Here is an 18,625-nt window from a genome sequence, read left to right as displayed (position 1 = left end):
CGACCTTCGGGTTATGAGCCCGACGAGCTACCAGGCTGCTCCACCCCGCGTCCGTGGAAGCGCACTATACTCTCCTGGCTTTCTGATGCAACCCTTTTTTCAACAGAAGTCACAATTATGTCACTGACTGTATAAAAAGAGGACGGATGGTTCACTTTTTAAGCGGAATTCGTTTCTGGTTACGTATCTGCGTTTCATTAGAGGGTGGGGTTTGTTATCTTCAACACGTCTCCCGGGTAACGAAAAGATGAATAATATGAAAGGATGTTGGGGTAAGTATCTGCTGACAGGCGCAATGATTGCCATGCTGGCAGCCTGTAGTTCCAAACCGACCGATCGCGGTCAACAGTATAAAGACGGGAAATTAACCCAGCCTTTCTCCCTGGTGAATCAGCCGGAAGCCGTCGGCGCGCCGATTAATGCCGGTGATTTTGCCGAGCAGGTAAGCCAGATCCGCAGCGCCTCGCCGCGTCTTTATGGTTCGCAGAGTAATGTGTATAACGCCATCCAGGAATGGCTGCGGGCAGGCGGGGATACGCGCACCATGCGGCAGTATGGGATTGATGCCTGGCAGATGGAAGGCACTGATAACTACGGTAACGTGCAGTTCACCGGCTATTACACGCCCGTTGTGCAGGCTCGTCACACGCGTCAGGGCGAGTTCCAGTATCCTATCTACCGGATGCCACCGAAGCGCGGGAAGCTGCCTTCACGGGCGAGCATTTATGCGGGCGGCCTGAGCGACAGCTATGTGCTGGCATACAGTAATTCACTGATGGATAATTTCATCATGGATGTGCAGGGCAGCGGCTATATCGATTTTGGCGACGGCTCGCCGCTGAACTTCTTTAGTTATTCCGGCAAAAACGGCTGGCCCTACCGCAGTATCGGTAAAGTGTTGATCGACCGTGGCGAAGTGAAGCGGGAAGATATGTCGATGCAGGCGATCCGCCACTGGGGAGAAACCCACAGCGAAGCGCAGGTGCAGGAGCTGTTGGAGCAGAATCCTTCTTTCGTATTCTTTAAACCACAGTCTTATGCGCCAGTGAAGGGCGCGAGCGCCGTACCGCTGATTGGTCGCGCGTCGGTCGCCTCTGACCGGAGTATTATTCCGGCGGGGACCACGCTGCTGGCGGAAGTGCCGCTGCTGGATAACAACGGCAAATTTAGCGGCCAGTACGAGTTGCGCCTGATGGTGGCGCTGGACGTGGGCGGAGCGATTAAAGGCCAGCACTTTGATATTTATCAGGGGATTGGTTCTGAGGCCGGTCATCGCGCGGGCTGGTATAATCACTACGGTCGCGTCTGGGTGCTGAAAACAGCGCCGGGGGCGGGTAACGTGTTTAGCAGCAGCGGCGGGAATGTGTTCAGCGGCTAACCCCTCACCCCGACCCTCTCCCTAAGGGAGAGGGAGAAGGGCGGCGCTGGGGACGGATAACGTGTTTAGTGGCTGATCCTTCAATGTGGGGGAGGCGGGCTAACGCCCCCCTCACCCCGACCCTCTCCCTGAGGGAGAGAGAGAAGGGCGGCGCTGGGGACGGGTAACGTGTTTAGTGGCTGATCCTTCAATGTGGGAAAGGCGGGCTAACGCATCCCCTCACCCCAACCCTCTCCCCCGGGGAGAAGGCGAAGGGCGGCGTTGGGGACGGGTAACGTGTTTAGCGGCTGATCCTTCAATGTGGGGGAAGGCAGGCTAACGCTCCCCCTCACCCCAACCCTCTCCATAAGGGAGAAGGGCGGCACCGGACGCAACCAGCGTGAGGTGGAGAAAATCGGCGGACCTAACCACGAACGCGATCGGTCCCCTCTCCCGGCGGGAGAGGGTTAGGGAGAGGGGGAAAGCCCCCCCCCTCGTCGCCAAAAAATCAGAGGGCCAAATCCCCTCCGCACTTACAGTTTTCACATTCTGAGGTTCTATGTCTGTAGTAATCAGCGATGCCTGGCGTCAGCGCTTTGGTGGCACCGCACGTTTATATGGTGAGTCAGCGCTCCAGCTTTTCGCCGACGCGCATTTCTGCGTGGTGGGGATTGGCGGCGTCGGTTCATGGGTGGCGGAAGCGCTGGCGCGTACCGGTATTGGCGCAATCACGCTGATTGATATGGATGACGTTTGCGTCACCAATACCAACCGGCAGATCCACGCCCTGCGTGAAACCGTAGGCCTGGCAAAAGCTGAGGTGATGGCCGAACGCATTCGCCAGATCAACCCGGAATGCCGGGTAACGGTCATTGATGATTTCGTCACGGCGGAAAACGTCGCAGGCTATATAAATCAGGGCTACAGCTACGTTATTGACGCCATCGACAGCGTGCGCCCGAAGGCTGCGCTGATTGCGTACTGCCGCCGGAATAAAATTCCGCTGGTGACGACCGGTGGGGCGGGCGGACAGATCGATCCGACGCAGATCCAGGTCAGCGATCTGGCGAAAACCATTCAGGACCCGCTGGCGGCAAAACTGCGCGAGCGGCTGAAAAGTGATTTTGGCATCGTTAAAAACAGCAAAGGCAAGCTTGGCGTGGATTGCGTATTTTCCACCGAAGCGCTGGTGTATCCACAGTCGGACGGCTCCGTCTGCGCGATGAAAAGCACCGCTGAGGGGCCAAAGCGGATGGACTGCGCGTCCGGTTTTGGTGCGGCAACGATGGTAACGGCGACCTTTGGATTCATCGCCGTTTCCCATGCGCTGAAAAAGATGATGGCAAAGGCCGCGCGTCAGGCCTGACGCGCGGCTTCCAGTATCGCCTCGCCGAGCGCGTTCAGTCCCTGATTACGTGACGCGCTAAGCTGGTTGCGCAGCCCCAGTTCATCAAACAGCGCCAGCGGATCGCCCGCCAGTAATTCCGCAGCGCGTTTTCCTTCCACGGCGGTCAACAGCACCGCCAGCAGGCCGCGCACGATGCGGCCTTCGCTGTCGCCAAAAAAGTGTAGTTTTCCTTCCGGGGAGACGCGCCAGCCCAGCCATACCCGATTCTCACAGCCGGGAATTTCCCGCGCCTGCGCCCGTAGATCGTCAGGCAGCGCCGGAAGCTGTTTGCCTAACAGGATTAACTGGCGATATTTATCTTCCCACTGACTGAGCGGGGCGAAGGTATTTTTTAACGTCTCTTCCGTGACCGTGGTGCCGAACGGATGTCCGGCGAGGGCTGCACTTGTCATTCATCCACCAGTATCGCAAGAGCACGGTCAACGGCGCTGACCAGTGCGGTAACATCGTTCTGTGTATTATAAGGCGCAAAGGAGAGCCGCAGGGTGCCGTCCACGCCTAATGCCGCCAGTAGCGGCTGGGCGCAGTGCTGACCGGCGCGCAGGGCGATGCCGTAGCCCGCCAGTAGCGTCACCATGTCGCTGTGATGAACGCCGGCAAAATTAAAGGCCAGCAGGCTGGAATCCTGCACGCGCCAGGAGCGAAAGCCAGGGCGCTTCGCCAGCGCATCTTCGGCAAGCGTGGCAAGACCCCGGCTCCAGCTTTCAGCCTGGGCGATGTCGGTGTTTTCCAGCCATTCCAGCGCGGCGCTAAGGCCAATCACCCCCGCCACGTTTGGCGTTCCCGCTTCCAGGCGATAAGGCACCGGCTGGGTTTTATAGCCGTTAAAACTGACTTCGGTGATCATCTTTCCACCGCCAAGCCACGGCGACATACTCTCCAGCAGCTCCGCTTTGCCGAATAACACGCCGATACCGTTAGGGCCGTAAAGTTTATGGCCAGAGAAGGCGTAGAAGTCGATATCCAGTTTTTGTACGTCCGCCGGGTAGTGAACCGCGCCTTGCGCGCCATCAACCATTACCACGATGCCGGAGGCATGGGCGATTTTGATGGCCTGCGCCAGATCCGGACAGCCGCCGGTAACGTTGGACATCTGACCCAGCGCCAGGATGCGGCTGCGCGGGGTGATGATTTCTGGCAGGCGCGCGACGTCCGGTAAATAGTCCGCGCCCAGCGGCAGTTTGACGATTTTCGCACCGGTTTGCTCCGCCACCATCAGCCACGGCACAAAATTCGCGTGATGCTCCGCCTCGCTGACGATGATCTCATCGCCGGGCTTCAGGCGCGGGCGGGCGTAGCACTGGGCCACCATATTAATGGCTTCGGTGGTGCCGCGCGTCCAGACGATATTTTTGCCTGAAGGCGCATTCAACAGCCGGGCCACCCGGTCGCGCGCCGCTTCATAACGCTCGGTCAGACGCTGCGCCTCGGCAAACTGGCTGCGGTGTACGTTCCCGGCACTCAGGCTGTAAAACTGCTGCGTGGCATCAATGACCGCCTGCGGTTTAAGCGCGGTAGCCGCGCTGTCGAGATAAACGCCCGCATCAGCCAGCGCCGGAAATTGCGCGCGAAATTGCGCAGGATTGAACGTAGTCATAGCACTCCTCATCATCGTCAGCGGGATCGTCGCGCAATTCATTCCCCGGCGCAAGCATGTTGAAAACCATCGGAATTATCCTGTAATCCTGGCAGGTTTCCCACGGTGGGTTATGCTGATATCTGTTAGGTGAATGTTTTTGCCTGTTACTAAATGATGGTTCTATAGCATTTATTGCTAAAAGGAGAAGAAGATGAAAAAGACTGCCGCAATTATTTCTGCCTGTATGCTGACTTTTGCCCTGAGCGCCTGTTCAGGTCCGAACTATGTAATGCATACCAATGATGGCCGCACCATCGTTTCTGACGGGAAACCGGTGACGGATAACGATACCGGCATGATTTCCTACAAGGATGCCAACGGTAACAAGCAGCAGATCAACCGTGCTGATGTGAAAGAGATGGTTGCTCTGGAAAAATAAGCACTAAATAAGCAAAAAAAAGCACCGCATTTTGCGGTGCTACATTAATCACTATGGACAGACAGGGTAAATGTACAGGAAGTGAAAGAGGTAGCCAGGCTACCGAGGCCTGAATCGCAGACCTAATGCAAACACAACAACACAACATCACAACCGTAAGCCAAAAGTTCATCAGAACACGCATCCCAACAAAACTTTTCGTTCCGGCTCAGGAAGTGCGGCCACTATAGGTATTTGCTGGTAGAAGCTCAACGGACAAATTATAATGGCTCAGATAAAAAAAACTAATAGGTTACACCCCGTGTCCTGTTTGTTAATTTGCGTTAACATTTGAGCCAGAATCCCTATGTCAAAGCGATTACCCCCTCTCAATGCATTACGTGTATTTGATGCAGCCGCCAGGCATTTAAGTTTTACTCGCGCCGCCGATGAGCTTTTTGTGACCCAGGCTGCAGTCAGTCATCAAATCAAGTCTCTTGAGGATTTCTTAGGGCTGAAGCTCTTTCGCCGACGTAATCGATCGCTATTGCTGACCGAAGAAGGGCAGAGTTATTTCCAGGATATAAAAGAGATATTTTCGCAATTAACCGACGCAACACGTAAACTTCAATCGCGCAGTGCCAAAGGGGCGCTGACGGTGAGTTTGCTGCCCAGTTTTGCGATTCACTGGCTGGTTCCTCGTCTCTCCAGCTTTAACTCAGCTTATCCGGGAATTGACGTCAGAATTCAGGCGGTCGATCGTGAAGAAGACAAACTGGCGGACGATGTTGACGTCGCCATTTTTTACGGACGGGGAAACTGGCACGGCCTGCGCGTTGAAAAACTGTACGCCGAATATCTGCTCCCGGTGTGCGCGCCTGTCCTGCTGACCGGCGAGAAAGCGTTGAAAACGCCTGCCGATTTAGCGCAACATACGCTGTTACATGATGCATCCCGTCGCGACTGGCAGACCTACACTCGCCAGTTGGGCCTGAATCATATTAATGTCCAGCAGGGACCGATTTTCAGCCATAGCGCGATGGTGCTCCAGGCCGCAATTCACGGGCAGGGCGTGGCGCTGGCAAATAACGTGATGGCGCAAACTGAAATCGAGGCGGGCCGCCTGGTCTGCCCGTTTAATGATGTTCTGGTCAGTAAGAATGCGTTTTATCTGGTTTGTCATGACAGTCAGGCAGAACTGGGTAAAATAGCCGCTTTTCGTCAGTGGATCCTGGCAAAAGCAGCCAGCGAGCAGGAAAAATTCCGCTTTCGTTACGAACAATAAATGACTTTAGGGTAATAACCATGACCAGCCGTTTCATGCTGATTTTCGCCGCGATTAGTGGCTTTATTTTTGTGGCGCTGGGCGCGTTTGGCGCACACGTGTTAAGTAAGTCGTTGGGGCCCGCCGAAATGGGCTGGCTGAATACCGGCCTTGAATATCAGGCATTTCACACCCTTGCCATCTTCGCGCTGGCGGTTGCCATGCAGCGCCGCATTAGCATCTGGTTTTACTGGAGCAGCGTGTTTCTGGCGCTTGGCACGGTGCTGTTCAGCGGCAGCCTTTATTGTCTGGCGCTTTCGCATTTGCGCCTGTGGGCGTTCGTCACGCCGGTAGGCGGCGTATGTTTTCTTGCTGGCTGGGCGCTCATGTTAGTTGGCGCAATTCGTTTGAAGCGTAAAGGCATTGTTCATGAATAAGCTTGTTTTACTGTGTCGCCCCGGTTTTGAGAAAGAGTGCGCGGCAGAAATTACCGATAAAGCCGCCCGTCTGGAAGTGTTTGGCTTTGCGCGCGTGAAAGAGAACGCGGGCTACGTTATTTTCGAATGCTACCAGCCGGAAGAGGCCGACAAACTGGCTTCCGGGCTGCCTTTTAGCTCGCTGATTTTTGCCCGCCAGATGTTTGTGGCCGGTGAGCTGCTGCAAAATCTGCCGCCGGAAGATCGCATTACGCCGATTGTCGGCATGTTGCAGGGCGTGGTAGAGAAGGGCGGCGAGCTGCGGGTCGAAGTCGCAGACACCAACGAAAGCAAAGAACTGATGAAGTTCTGCCGTAAATTTACCGTGCCGTTACGCGCCGCGCTGCGCGAGGCGAAAGTGCTGACCAGCTACGAAACCGCAAAGCGTCCGGTGGTCCATGTGTTCTTTATTGCGCCGGGCTGCTGCTATACCGGCTATTCGTACAGCAATAATAATTCCCCGTTCTATATGGGCATTCCGCGGCTGAAGTTTCCCGCCGATGCGCCGAGTCGCTCAACGCTTAAGCTCGAAGAAGCGCTGCACGTGTTTATTCCGGCGGATGAGTGGGACGAGCGTCTGGCAAACGGCATGTACGCCGTCGATCTCGGTGCCTGTCCCGGCGGCTGGACCTATCAGCTGGTGAAACGCAATATGTGGGTTTATTCGGTGGATAACGGTCCGATGGCGCAAAGCCTGATGGATACCGGCCAGGTAACCTGGCTGCGTGAAGACGGATTTAAGTATAAGCCGACCCGCAATAACATCTCCTGGATGGTCTGCGATATGGTGGAGAAGCCCGCCAAAGTTGCCGCGCTGATGGCGCAGTGGCTGGTAAACGGCTGGTGTCGCGAAACTATTTTTAACCTCAAGCTGCCTATGAAAAAGCGCTATGAAGAGGTGTCGCATAACCTGGCTTATATTCAGGGAAAACTGGATGAACAGGGAATTAACGCCCAGATCCAGGCGCGTCAGCTGTATCACGATCGGGAAGAAGTGACCGTGCACGTTCGCCGGATGTGGGCCGCCGTCGGCGGTCGTCGCGACGAGCGTTAAGGCTAAACTTCTTTCGACACGCTGCCAGTGTGACGCTGGCAGCGCTTTCCTGTGAATTGCCGCACCCTCGTCACACCTCAAACTATCTGCGCAGTCGAAGCTGCTGCAAATTCCCGTCAATATGCAAATCCGCACGGAGCTGCGCAACCTCCCGGCAAATAAACGCCATCTCGCGATTTTCCTCCAGCTTTTTACGCCATTTCTGTGGCACCTCGTCGAGACGGGCGTAAATCTCTTCCAGCGTGGAGAATTCCGTCAGTAACTGGGTAGCGCTTTTCGCACCAATGCCCGCCACGCCGGGGATTTTTGAACTGCCGATCCCGGCAAGTCCCCAGTAATCAGGGAGCTGCTGCGGCGTCACGCCGAACTCCTGAGCGATGAACGGCGCATCCAGCCAGCGTTTCTGGAAGTAATCGCGGATGCGGATTTCCGGCGAAAGTAGCTGGCAGTAGCCTTTATCCGTGGAGACAATTGTCGCCTGATGTCCGGCCTGCGCGACTTTCATCGCCAGCGTCGCCGCGAGATCGTCGGCTTCGTTACCCGCCGATTCCCAGCTGCGCACGCCGCTGCGGGCAAACGCCGCACGCAGTTGCGCCATCTCTTTTTGCAGATCGTCCGGCATCGGCGCGCGGCCCGCTTTGTATTCGGGCAGCTTCTGGTGACGCCAGCTGGCGCTGCGCGCTTCATCGTCAAACACCGCCACCGCGTGCGTTGGCTGACTGTGCAGGATCAACTGCTCCAGCGCGTGCTGGCAGGCGTCCACGCAGGGCGATCCCTGCACCGCATGGATTCGGCGGATCAGATTTAACGCATCGACAATGAGTAGGTGAACGGTCACGGGCATCCTCCTTTGAAACCTTTATGAAGGGTATCACCGCGAACAGTCGGAGGCTACAAAGCGAGGGAAAATCAGGAAGATGCCTCGCAAAACGAGGCATCTGAGGAGGCTTTAATCGCAGGTGACAATTTTCATCGCCAGCCCACCGCGCGAGGTTTCGCGGTACTTGGCGTTCATGTCTTTGCCGGTTTCATACATGGTCTCAATGACTTTATCGAGGCATACGCGCGGCTCACTGGTACGGCGTAACGCCATCCGCGCGGCGTTTACAGCTTTCACCGCCGCGATAGCATTACGCTCAATGCACGGCACCTGGACCTGTCCGGCGACCGGATCGCAGGTCAGACCGAGATTGTGCTCCATGCCGATTTCCGCCGCGATGCACACCTGACCAGGGCTACCGCCCAGCAGTTCGGTCAGGCCCGCCGCCGCCATTGAGCAGGCCACCCCGACCTCACCCTGACAGCCCACTTCTGCCCCGGAAATCGACGCGTTCATTTTATACAGCGAGCCAATTGCACTGGTCACCAGCAGGTAACGGGCCAGCGAGTTAGCATTTACTTCGCGAATGAATTTATCGTAGTAGGCCAGTACTGCCGGAACAATTCCGCACGCGCCGTTGGTTGGTGCCGTCACTACGCGCCCACCGGCGGCGTTTTCTTCATTTACCGCCAGCGCGAACATGTTGATCCAGTCCACGACCGCCATCGGATCGCTGGTGGTTTTATCCTGGCTGACCAGCATCCGGCGCAGCGCGGCGGCGCGACGTGGCACCCGCAGTTTGCCCGGCAGGACGCCTTCGGTGGTGCTGCCGTGCTCAATGCCGCCGCGCATCACCGCCCAGACGTTGCTGAAATGCTGCTCCAGCTCCGCTTTTGAGTGCAGGGCAAGTTCGTTCTGCATCATCAGCCCGGACAGGGACAGGCCGCTGTCGCGACAGTGCTGCTGAAGGTCCGCCGCCGATTTGTACGGATACGGCACGCTGACCGGCGCATCGTCGGACTGGCCGAAGTGGGCCTCATCGACAATAAATCCGCCACCGATTGAATAATACGTCTGGCTGTGCACCACTTTCTCGCCCGCCAGCGCGGTGATGCGCATTCCGTTCTCATGCAGCGAGAGGTTGTCGGCATGGAAGTTCATGCATTGATCAACCGGGAATTCTACTTCGTGCTCGCCGTGCGCCAGCAGCAGTCGTCCGTGGGTATTCACGTCCTGAATAAAAGCAGGGATCGCCGCAATATCCACGCTGTCCGGCAGGTTTCCTGCCAGTCCCATGATAATGGCGATATCCGTATGGTGGCCTTTACCGGTCAGAGAAAGCGAACCGTAAACATCCACCACCACGCGAGTAACGTCGAACAAGATGCCCTTAGCAATCAGATCGTCGGTGAATTGTTTACCCGCTTTCATCGGGCCAACGGTATGCGAGCTGGAAGGGCCAATGCCGATTTTAAAAATATCGAAAACGCTAATCATAATGCGTCCATGAGGTCATAAAGCGCGCCATCCGAAGATGGCGCGGGGGGATTAGCTGAACAGCGAGTAGAAGATCGCGGACATGGCAACCAGGCCCATCAGCACAACGAAGACGTTGCTGAGATGGCCGCTGTATTTACGCATTGCCGGGACTTTACGAATCGCGTACATCGGCATCAGGAACAGGATCATGGCGATAATCGGGCCGCCCATGGTTTCGATGATGCCAAGAATGCTTGGGTTAAGGGTGGCGACAATCCAGGTCGTTACCAGCATGAACAGCGCGGTAATGCGGTTCAGTTTGTTGATTTCGATGGATTTACCTTTGCCGCGCAAGGATTTGATAATGATGCCGTTAAAGCCTTCACGCGCGCCCAGGTAGTGGCCAAGGAAGGATTTAGTGATGGCAACAATGGCGATGGTCGGGGCCATCCACGCAATGATCGGCGCGTTAAAGTGGTTCGCCAGATAAGACAGAATGGAGATGTTCTGCGCTTTTGCTTCTGCGAGGTCGGCCGGGGAAAGGCTCAGTACGCAGCTGAAGACGAAGAACATTACCGTCAGCACCATCATGATGTGGGCGAAGGCCAGAATGCGGGAGCATTTTTTCTCGGCGTCCACACCGTACTCTTCACGTTTTGCCACGGCAAAAGAGGAGATGATCGGCGAGTGGTTGAAGGAGAAAACCATGACCGGGATCGCCAGCCACAGAGTCATCCACAGGCCGTTGCCGGTGGACGCTGCGCTATCAAAAGACAGGGTTTCGAACGCTGCGCCGCTCCACTGCGGGATCAGGTACAGCGCCAGCAGCATCAGAGCGATAACGAACGGGAACACCAGGATGCTCATCGCCTTCACGATCATCTGCTCGCCGAAGCGCACGATAGTCATCATGCCGACAATCAGGATCAGCGACAGAATAGCGCGCGGCGGCGGGGTCATCATCAACTGGTGGGTCATGAAGGTTTCCACCGTGTTGGTGATCGCCACGCTATACACCAGCAGGATCGGGTAGATGGCGAAGAAGTAGAGCACGGTGATCAGCGCGCCAGCTTTGATACCGAAGTGTTCTTCCACGACTTCTGTAATATCTTCGCCCGGATTTTTACCGGAAAGCACGAAGCGGGTCAGGCCACGGTGCGCAAAGAAGGTCATTGGGAAAGCGATAATCGCCATGATAATCAGCGGCAGCATACCGCCAACGCCTGCGTTGATGGGCAGGAACAATACGCCCGCGCCAATCGCCGTGCCGTAAAGGCCCAGCATCCACATGGTGTCTGTTTTACGCCATGTACTCTGCGCTTTTGCAGAGGTAATGGTGCTGGTTTGAGTGGTTTCCATCTGTTTCTCCTGAGGGATCTAAAGTCATTTTTCTGGTCAAATACAATGCAAAACAACAAATCGGTAACATAAAATTCGTTTCGTAAGCGTTTTTTTATAATTTTTGCCCGTAACTATTTTCGCCGCGAAAGATACATTTATGTTATGAATGCATCAGTGATCGCGATCCCAATTACAATAATCTACTTCTTATGTGAGGTTATTTAGACCTTCGAACTGCCATTTTTTACCCACATAGAGTTTATGGGCGCGAAGGCTACCATCTGTAGCACGCAAAATGAAAGTCAGCGGGAAGAGTTACGCAGTTTTCGCTGTAAAAATTGATTTTGATGGGGTTTATGCGGGCTTTAAGATAATTAAATCAAATAAGTCACCGGATGCGGCGGGCAGGGAATCGATTCATGCGGATTAAAACAGACGCAAGCGATAAGGGCGACTTATGGGTCGCCCTGGTGAGTTATTTGCAGATTTCGTAACAGGGGATGTAGGCGGAGCCGGGTAGCTTCATGCGGTGCTGGGCGACAAAACCCTGAAGCAGATCGTCCATCCGGCGCATCATGTCGCTGTCGCCGTGAATTTTGTAGGGACCGTATTTTTCAATCGCCCGAATGCCCACTTCCTTCACGTTACCCGCGACAATACCGGAGAAGGCGCGACGCAGGTCGGCGGCCAGCACGTCAATTGGCTGATCGGGATACAGCTTCAGATTAGCCATATTTTCATGCGACGGTTCAAACGGCTGCTGAAGATCCGACGCAATGCGGATGGACCAGTTAAAGCTGTAGGCGTCGCCGGTTTCGCGACGGCACTCTTTCACCAGCGGCATCGCTTTTTTCATCTGACGGGCCACTTCGGCGGCGTCATCGATAATGATCTGATAATGACGGCGGGCCGCTTCACCGAGGGTGCTGACGATAAACTCATCCAGCACGCGGAAGTAGTCGGCGCTCTCTTTTGGCCCGGTGAGGATCAGCGGCAGCACCTGCTCTTTGTTAGCCGGATTCATCAGAATACCGAGCAGATAAAGCAGCTCTTCCGCCGTACCCACGCCGCCGGGGAAGATGATAATGCCGTGCGCAATACGCACGAACGCTTCCAGACGTTTTTCGATATCCGGCATGATGATCAGTTCATTGACCAGCGGGTTAGGCGGCTCAGCGGCGATGATTGACGGTTCGGTCATGCCGATAAAACGTCCGTCTTTGTAGCGCTGCTGCGCGTGGCCGACCGCCGCGCCTTTCATCGGCGCTTCCATCGCGCCCGGCCCACAGCCGGTGCAAATATTCAGCTCGCGCAGCCCCAGTTGGGTGCCGACGCGACGTGCGTAGAGATACTCTTTTTCATTGATGGAGTGACCCCCCCAGCACACCACCATGCTCGGCGCTTCACCAACGTGCAGCGCGCGGGCGTTACGCAGGATCGAAAATACCAGGTTGGTGATATGGCTGGAGCTTTCAAGATCGAGGTCAGGATAGCGGACGGTATTGTGGATTTGACCGTAGACGAACAGGATATCGCGCAGAACGGCGAACAGGTTGGCCTGCAATGAACGGATAATTTGCCCGTCCACAAACGCGTCTTCCGGCGGATTAATCAGTTCCAGTTTGACGCCGCGCTCGCGACGCAGAATGTTAATATCAAAACTCTCAAAACGTGACAGTAACTCTTTACTGTTATCAGTCAGACTCCCTGAGTTAAGAACGGCAAGTGAACAGTTACGAAACAGTTGATAAAGGTCGCTACTGGCGGTGCGCTTAAGCATATCCACTTCCAGTTGCGATAACATATCCATTGAGCCGAGAGGGCTTACATGTGTAATCAAGTGAACTCCTTATGGGGCGAAAATCGCCGCTCCCTCTGATTACAATAGCCTCCGCACGCCCCTTTTCACAACCCGCGACCGGTGACCAGCCGCAGATATTGTGAAAAAAATAACTTACTGGCGCACCAGCCTGCCGGTGGCGGGCGTAAAGTGTGTGTTACTGCGCCACGGGTTAATGTCCAGCCCGCCGCGACGGGTGTAGCGGGCATAAACGCTTAATGACTCCGGCTGGCAGAAACGCTGGATATCGTTAAAAATGCGCTCCACGCACTGCTCGTGAAATTCGTTGTGATGGCGGAAAGAAACCAGATAGCGCAGCAGCTTTTCACGGTTAATCGCCGGGCCGCGATACTGAATTTGCACTGAACCCCAGTCGGGCTGATGGGTGATCAGGCAGTTCGATTTCAGCAGATGGCTGACCAGCGTCTCTTCAACCACCTCGTCCTCTGCCGCATCCGCGAGGTAATCGGCATTAAACTGATAGTTATCAATATCGATATCCTGATCGTCAATGCAAACGCCATTGAACGTGGCGATGGGATGGCCTTCCAGCTCGCTTAGCCGGTAAAGATCCACCCGCACTTCACCCTGTGCGCAGGCGCTTAAGTCGCGCTGTAAGGTTTCGCGAACGTCGTCCCAGCTGGCAAAGCGCGTCTGGTTGAAGCTGTTCAGGTACAGCTTGAAACTTTTTGACTCCACCAGCCTGGTGCTGGCGTGATCGAGCTCCACCTGGCCGACCGCCACCTGCGGTAGCCCTCTGGCGTTGAGCCAGGAAAGCTCGTACAGCGTCCAGATATCCGCGCCGTGGAAGGGGAGGCTGTCGGCTTTCAGCCCCAGCGGATCGCGGTTGAGACTTCTCGGCACGCCCTGAAGCAGGCTGGCATCGTAGGTATCGCGGTAGCTCGTGGCTTTACCGAGGGTCAGGCCCGCAAGCGCCTGATGGTTTTCACTGTAAGACATGTTTCACCGTTATAAAGCAGGTACACTATGGCGCAAGTGTATCCTGGCAGACCGAAAGAGAGAAATCAGTGGACTCACAGACCGCACAAGCGCTGGGCGCGTTTACCGACCGTTACTGCGACGCATGGCGTCAGCAGCATGAAAGCTGGCCGCAGAGCGAGGAGCTACACGGCGTGGCGTCGCCCTGTATTGTTTCATCATCCAGCCACGTCGTGCTCTGGCAGCCGCAGCCGTTTACCGGCGAGCAAAATTTGGATGCGGTGGAGCGGGCGATGGATCTCATCATCCAGCCCGCCGTTCACGCTTTTTACACCACGCAGTACGCCGGGGATATGCCCGCACGCTTCGGCACGCAGGCGTTAATGCTGCTCCAGACCTGGAGCGAAGACGATTTTCGCCGCGTTCAGGAAAACCTGATTGGTCATCTGGTGACGCAGAAACGCCTTAAGCTTGCTCCAACGCTGTTTATTGCCACGCTGGACAGCGAGCTGGACGTCATTTCGGTCTGCAATCTGAGCGGGGAAGTGATCCAGGAAACGCTGGGAACGCGTAAACGTAGCGTCCTTGCCCCTTCGCTTGCGGAATTTCTTACCTGCCTGGAACCGATTTTGTAATCCATTGCCCTTATGATCTTGTAAGAGATCTCTCACAAAGCCTGTGAGAGATCGCCAGCGCGTTCATGCGAATTGTCTAATCGCAATCTTTGAGAATCTCTTATAAATCAATAGAATGATTTGTATAGTCATATTTTCGGGACGACCTTTACTTAAGACATTGGCTTAAGGCTGGTTGTAAGACTGACAGGAATAGACGATTCTATGTTCGCCGACAGGGAGTGGCGTTAAGAAGTGATTATCAGGATGATGACGCTTCGCAGGGATACACCAGGACGGTGCTTCAGGGAAGGCTTCAGGATGAAGTTAAGGGATATGCAGGAAGCATAGCAAGGACACCTCCAGGACGGAGAACGTGAGTCGGTCAGGATGTCCGACGGGTCAGGATGGCCAGGAACGCTTAGGGAACAAGTGTAATCACATCGGGGTGGTGTGTTGCAGGATGCGCTGTTTAAGGATGAACGGGTCAGGAGACCCACAGGAAAAGTTGTCACGGATGAGCAGGGAGCATCAAAAAAAGTAGCGGGACGGCTGCGAAACGAATCGGGGGCACTGTTTTTACAGTGCCCCCTTTTTTTGTTTCCCGCAAACAAATGCTATTCTTCGCGCCAGTTTTCTTTTGTTGAGGTTTCTATGACACTCCACGATAGCGTGCGCGAGCAGCTTGGCATCATTGAAGCGCTGCTGCGCCATCACCACCACTGGCAGAGCGCCGCGCCGGACGCCAGCGTTTTTGACAGTACCCAGCCGTTTTGCATGGATACCCTGGAGCCGCTGGAATGGCTTCAGTGGGTGCTGATCCCCCGGATGCACGTGCTGCTCGACAGCGGACAGCCGCTGCCGCAGAGTTTTGCCATCGCGCCGTACTACGAAATCGCCCTTGATGCCGCACATCCGATGCGCGAGCACATTTTGCCCACGCTACAGCAACTGGACGCTTTTTTTGCGGACGAAGAGGCCTGATGCTGGAAATCATTTATCAGGACGAATGGCTGGTGGCGGTAAATAAACCGTCCGGCTGGCTGGTGCATCGTAGCTGGCTGGATCGCGATGAAAAAGTGGTGGTCATGCAGACCGTGCGCGACCAGATTGGTCAGCATGTTTTTACCGCCCATCGCCTGGATCGCCCTACCTCCGGCGTGCTGTTAATGGGCCTGTCGAGCGAGGCGGGCCGCCTGCTGTCGCAGCAGTTCGAGCAGCACCAGATGCAAAAACGCTATCATGCGATCGTGCGCGGCTGGCTGACGGATGACGCGCTGCTGGACTACCCGCTGGTGGAGGAGCTGGACAAGATTGCCGATAAATACGCCCGCGAAAATAAAGATCCGCAGCCTGCGGTCACGCATTATCGGGGGCTCGCCACCGCCGAACTGCCGGTGGCGACCGGGCGCTATCCGACTACCCGCTATTCCCTGGTGGAAATGGAGCCGAAAACCGGGCGTAAGCATCAGCTTCGTCGCCATATGGCCCATCTGCGCCACCCTATTATCGGCGACAGCAAGCACGGCGATCTGCGGCAGAACATTTTGGCTGCCAGCGCCTGATGCTGCACGCCAGTCAGCTTACGCTGACGCACCCGTTTACCGGGCAGCCGCTGGTGTTGCAGGCCGGGCTGGACCCGGTCTGGATGAACGCGCTGACCCATTTCGGCTGGCGTCATCTTCTCCCCGATAATGAAAGGGTTGAGTTTCCGTCAGACTGCGGCCAGGATAACGGCACCGACGCATAATCAGGAAGTGAAGTAATGGCTGAGATTGGCATTTTTGTAGGCACCATGTACGGAAACGCGCTGCTGGTCGCGGAAGAGGCGGAAGCCATCCTTAACGCGCAGGGCCACCACGCCAGAGTTTTTGAAGATCCGCAGCTAGCGGACTGGGAACCCTATAAAGAGGGCTACGCGCTGGTGGTGACCTCCACCACCGGTCAGGGCGAACTGCCGGACAGCATTGTGCCGTTATATCAGGGTATCCACGATAAGCTCGGCTATCAGCCTGAATTACGTTACGGAGTGATTGCGCTCGGCGACAGTACCTACTCCCACTTCTGCGGCGGCGGCAAGAAATTTGATGCGTTACTTCAGGAACAGCACGGTCAGCGTATCGGTGAAGTGCTGCTGATTGATGCCAGCGAAGATCCTGAGCCAGAGACGGTTTCCAGCCCGTGGGTGGAGCAGTGGGGCGCACTCATCAAATAAAGGGGCAGCCCTTCTCCCGCGCGCTTGCCCGTAAGCCGGTCATCACGAACCGGCTTTATTTTATGCTGGCTGAGGCAATTTCACGTCGGTGACAACCATGTAAAAAACGGGATTTTTGGCGGGCCTTTTCACCGCGTCAAGAGAGCTGTTTCACACTCCTGCAATGCCGTTCCCGCTGTCCACCCTTTAATCGCTATCGATTTTCATTTCCGTGAAGCACCGCCCACTGCGTTGTGCTAACGCCATAAATCCCTGTGCGCGCCCCTGTTAATGCTGTGCTCATGCACGGTGAGGGCGCATACCTCTCTTCTTATACTTTTCCTGTCAGTCAAAAAAGACGCAGTACGCCGGGCATTAACGACCCAATGTAAAAAAACTGCGAAAACATCAACACGTCATTCTGATTACCCTACGGTTGTGCTGTTCAGAATGAACGTAGCTACGGGCTATGATTCAGGAGTACAACAATGAGTTCATTAAGCAATACGGCGAGCGCCGCTGAAAAGCGGACTAACGCGCGCTACTGGATTGTGGTGATGCTGTTTATCGTCACTTCCTTCAACTACGGCGACCGTGCCACCCTGTCGATTGCCGGTTCCGAAATGGCAAAAGATATCGGGCTGGACCCGGTAGGGATGGGATACGTTTTCTCTGCCTTTTCCTGGGCCTATGTCATAGGCCAGATCCCTGGCGGTTGGCTGCTTGACCGCTTCGGCTCAAAACGCGTCTATTTCTGGTCGATCTTCATCTGGTCACTGTTTACCCTGTTACAAGGGTTCGTGGATATCTTCAGCGGCTTCGGCATCATCGTTGCGCTGTTTACCCTGCGCTTCCTCGTCGGCCTCGCTGAATCGCCTTCCTTCCCCGGCAACAGTCGCATCGTCGCGGCGTGGTTCCCGGCGCAGGAGAGGGGAACGGCCGTCGCCATCTTCAACTCCGCGCAGTATTTTGCCACCGTTATTTTCGCCCCGATTATGGGCTGGTTAACGCATGAAGTGGGCTGGTCACACGTCTTCTTCTTTATGGGCGGGCTGGGGATCATCATCAGTTTCATCTGGCTTAAAGTGATCTATGAGCCGAATCAGCACCCGGGTGTGAACAAAAAAGAGCTGGAGTACATTGCCGAAGGCGGCGCGCTGATCAATATGGATCAGAAGAAAGATCAGCAAAAAGTGCCGATGAGCGTCAAGTGGGGGCAGATCAAGCAGTTGATCGGTTCGCGGATGATGATCGGGATTTATCTCGGCCAGTACTGCATTAACGCGCTGACCTACTTCTTTATCACCTGGTTCCCGGTGTATCTGGTGCAGGCGCGCGGCATGTCAATTCTGAAAGCGGGCTTTGTGGCATCGGTTCCGGCCATCTGTGGCTTCGTCGGCGGCGTGCTGGGCGGGATCATTTCCGACTGGCTGATGCGGCGAACCGGCTCGCTCAACATCGCCCGTAAAACCCCGATTGTGCTGGGGATGATGCTCTCCATGGTAATGGTGTTCTGTAACTACGTGAGCGCCGAATGGATGATTATCGGCTTTATGGCGATGGCCTTCTTCGGTAAAGGCATTGGCGCGCTGGGCTGGGCAGTGATGGCGGATACCGCGCCGAAAGAAATCAGCGGTCTGTCCGGTGGGCTGTTCAATATGTTCGGTAACATCTCCGGCATCGTGACGCCTATCGCTATCGGTTACATCGTCGGCACTACTGGCTCCTTCAACGGGGCATTGATTTACGTCGGTATCCACGCGCTGGTGGCGGTACTCAGCTATCTGGTGCTGGTCGGCGATATCAAACGTGTTGAACTTAAACCTGTAGCAGGACGGTAAA

Annotated in this window: 17 protein-coding genes and 1 pseudogene; 11 read left to right on the top strand and 7 right to left on the bottom strand. The window is 55.5% G+C overall.

What is annotated here, in order from left to right:
• Positions 1-256 precede the first annotated feature (256 nt).
• Positions 257-1,378 (top strand): murein transglycosylase A, encoded by a 1,122-nt coding sequence (gene mltA, locus RT197_RS18920; RefSeq protein ID WP_312952705.1) that lies wholly within the window; start codon positions 257-259, stop codon positions 1,376-1,378.
• 538 nt (positions 1,379-1,916) lie between these two features.
• On the top strand, positions 1,917-2,723 hold the full coding sequence (gene tcdA / locus RT197_RS18915; RefSeq protein WP_312952700.1) for a tRNA cyclic N6-threonylcarbamoyladenosine(37) synthase TcdA: 807 nt from the start codon (positions 1,917-1,919) through the stop codon (positions 2,721-2,723).
• Here tcdA and csdE read toward each other — a convergent pair.
• Both csdE and csdA read right to left on the bottom strand, forming a co-directional pair.
• The gene (csdE, locus tag RT197_RS18910; protein ID WP_312952699.1) at positions 2,714-3,157 is read right to left on the bottom strand and encodes a cysteine desulfurase sulfur acceptor subunit CsdE; all 444 of its coding nucleotides are present in this window, start codon (positions 3,155-3,157) and stop codon (positions 2,714-2,716) included. The genes tcdA and csdE overlap by 10 nt on opposite strands.
• The gene (csdA, locus tag RT197_RS18905) at positions 3,154-4,362 is read right to left on the bottom strand and encodes a cysteine desulfurase CsdA (RefSeq protein ID WP_312952698.1); all 1,209 of its coding nucleotides are present in this window, start codon (positions 4,360-4,362) and stop codon (positions 3,154-3,156) included. The genes csdE and csdA overlap by 4 nt, the downstream gene beginning before the upstream one ends.
• A 193-nt stretch (positions 4,363-4,555) precedes the next feature.
• On the opposite strand from csdA, the gene RT197_RS18900 reads away from it, so the two are divergent.
• The 4 genes from RT197_RS18900 (at position 4,556) to rlmM (ending at position 7,556) form a co-directional block, all read left to right on the top strand.
• Entirely contained in the window at positions 4,556-4,783 is a 228-nt protein-coding gene (locus RT197_RS18900; protein ID WP_312952697.1) for a YgdI/YgdR family lipoprotein, read from the top strand.
• A 346-nt stretch (positions 4,784-5,129) separates the two neighbouring features.
• On the top strand, positions 5,130-6,047 hold the full coding sequence (gene gcvA / locus RT197_RS18895; RefSeq protein WP_312952696.1) for a glycine cleavage system transcriptional regulator GcvA: 918 nt from the start codon (positions 5,130-5,132) through the stop codon (positions 6,045-6,047).
• A gap of 20 nt (positions 6,048-6,067) precedes the next feature.
• Positions 6,068-6,463 carry a DUF423 domain-containing protein gene (locus RT197_RS18890; RefSeq protein ID WP_312952695.1) on the top strand — a complete coding sequence of 132 codons (396 nt, stop codon included), beginning with the start codon at positions 6,068-6,070 and terminating at the stop codon, positions 6,461-6,463.
• The gene (gene rlmM, locus RT197_RS18885) at positions 6,456-7,556 is read left to right on the top strand and encodes a 23S rRNA (cytidine(2498)-2'-O)-methyltransferase RlmM (protein ID WP_312952694.1); all 1,101 of its coding nucleotides are present in this window, start codon (positions 6,456-6,458) and stop codon (positions 7,554-7,556) included. Before RT197_RS18890 ends, rlmM begins: the two co-directional genes overlap by 8 nt.
• A gap of 82 nt (positions 7,557-7,638) precedes the next feature.
• On the opposite strand, the gene xni is transcribed toward rlmM, so the two are convergent.
• The 5 genes from xni to queF form a co-directional block, all read right to left on the bottom strand.
• Positions 7,639-8,394: a flap endonuclease Xni gene (gene xni / locus RT197_RS18880; protein ID WP_312952693.1), complete on the bottom strand. Its 756-nt coding sequence runs from the start codon at positions 8,392-8,394 to the stop codon at positions 7,639-7,641.
• Positions 8,395-8,505: 111 nt separating this feature from the next.
• On the bottom strand, positions 8,506-9,873 hold the full coding sequence (locus RT197_RS18875; RefSeq protein WP_312952692.1) for an L-serine ammonia-lyase: 1,368 nt from the start codon (positions 9,871-9,873) through the stop codon (positions 8,506-8,508).
• 51 nt (positions 9,874-9,924) lie between these two features.
• A complete protein-coding gene (locus RT197_RS18870) occupies positions 9,925-11,214 on the bottom strand; it encodes an HAAAP family serine/threonine permease (protein ID WP_312952691.1) in 1,290 nt (429 codons plus the stop codon).
• 457 nt (positions 11,215-11,671) lie between these two features.
• Entirely contained in the window at positions 11,672-13,036 is a 1,365-nt protein-coding gene (gene ppnN / locus RT197_RS18865; RefSeq protein ID WP_312952690.1) for a nucleotide 5'-monophosphate nucleosidase PpnN, read from the bottom strand.
• A 114-nt stretch (positions 13,037-13,150) separates the two neighbouring features.
• Positions 13,151-13,996, bottom strand: a complete 846-nt coding sequence (queF, locus tag RT197_RS18860) for an NADPH-dependent 7-cyano-7-deazaguanine reductase QueF (RefSeq protein WP_312952689.1) — start codon at positions 13,994-13,996, stop codon at positions 13,151-13,153.
• Positions 13,997-14,064: 68 nt separating this feature from the next.
• On the opposite strand from queF, the gene syd reads away from it, so the two are divergent.
• The 5 genes and pseudogenes from syd (at position 14,065) to RT197_RS18835 (ending at position 18,624) form a co-directional block, all read left to right on the top strand.
• Positions 14,065-14,610, top strand: a complete 546-nt coding sequence (syd, locus tag RT197_RS18855) for a SecY-interacting protein (RefSeq protein ID WP_312952688.1) — start codon at positions 14,065-14,067, stop codon at positions 14,608-14,610.
• Positions 14,611-15,243: 633 nt separating this feature from the next.
• Positions 15,244-15,573: a YqcC family protein gene (locus RT197_RS18850; RefSeq protein ID WP_312952687.1), complete on the top strand. Its 330-nt coding sequence runs from the start codon at positions 15,244-15,246 to the stop codon at positions 15,571-15,573.
• Positions 15,573-16,339: pseudogene (gene truC, locus RT197_RS18845) on the top strand (tRNA pseudouridine(65) synthase TruC). Before RT197_RS18850 ends, truC begins: the two are co-directional and overlap by 1 nt.
• A 15-nt stretch (positions 16,340-16,354) precedes the next feature.
• Complete coding sequence (locus tag RT197_RS18840) at positions 16,355-16,804, top strand: flavodoxin (protein WP_312952686.1); 450 nt, start codon at positions 16,355-16,357, stop codon at positions 16,802-16,804.
• A gap of 467 nt (positions 16,805-17,271) precedes the next feature.
• Positions 17,272-18,624 carry an MFS transporter gene (locus RT197_RS18835; RefSeq protein WP_312952685.1) on the top strand — a complete coding sequence of 451 codons (1,353 nt, stop codon included), beginning with the start codon at positions 17,272-17,274 and terminating at the stop codon, positions 18,622-18,624.
• Position 18,625: the final 1 nt, after the last annotated feature.

Source organism: Superficieibacter sp. (assembly GCF_032071645.1).
In the GTDB taxonomy this organism is placed as follows: Bacteria; Pseudomonadota; Gammaproteobacteria; order Enterobacterales; family Enterobacteriaceae; genus Superficieibacter.
The sequence above is the reverse complement of the archived record's forward strand: the minus strand, read 5'-3'. Positions and strand labels throughout refer to the sequence as shown.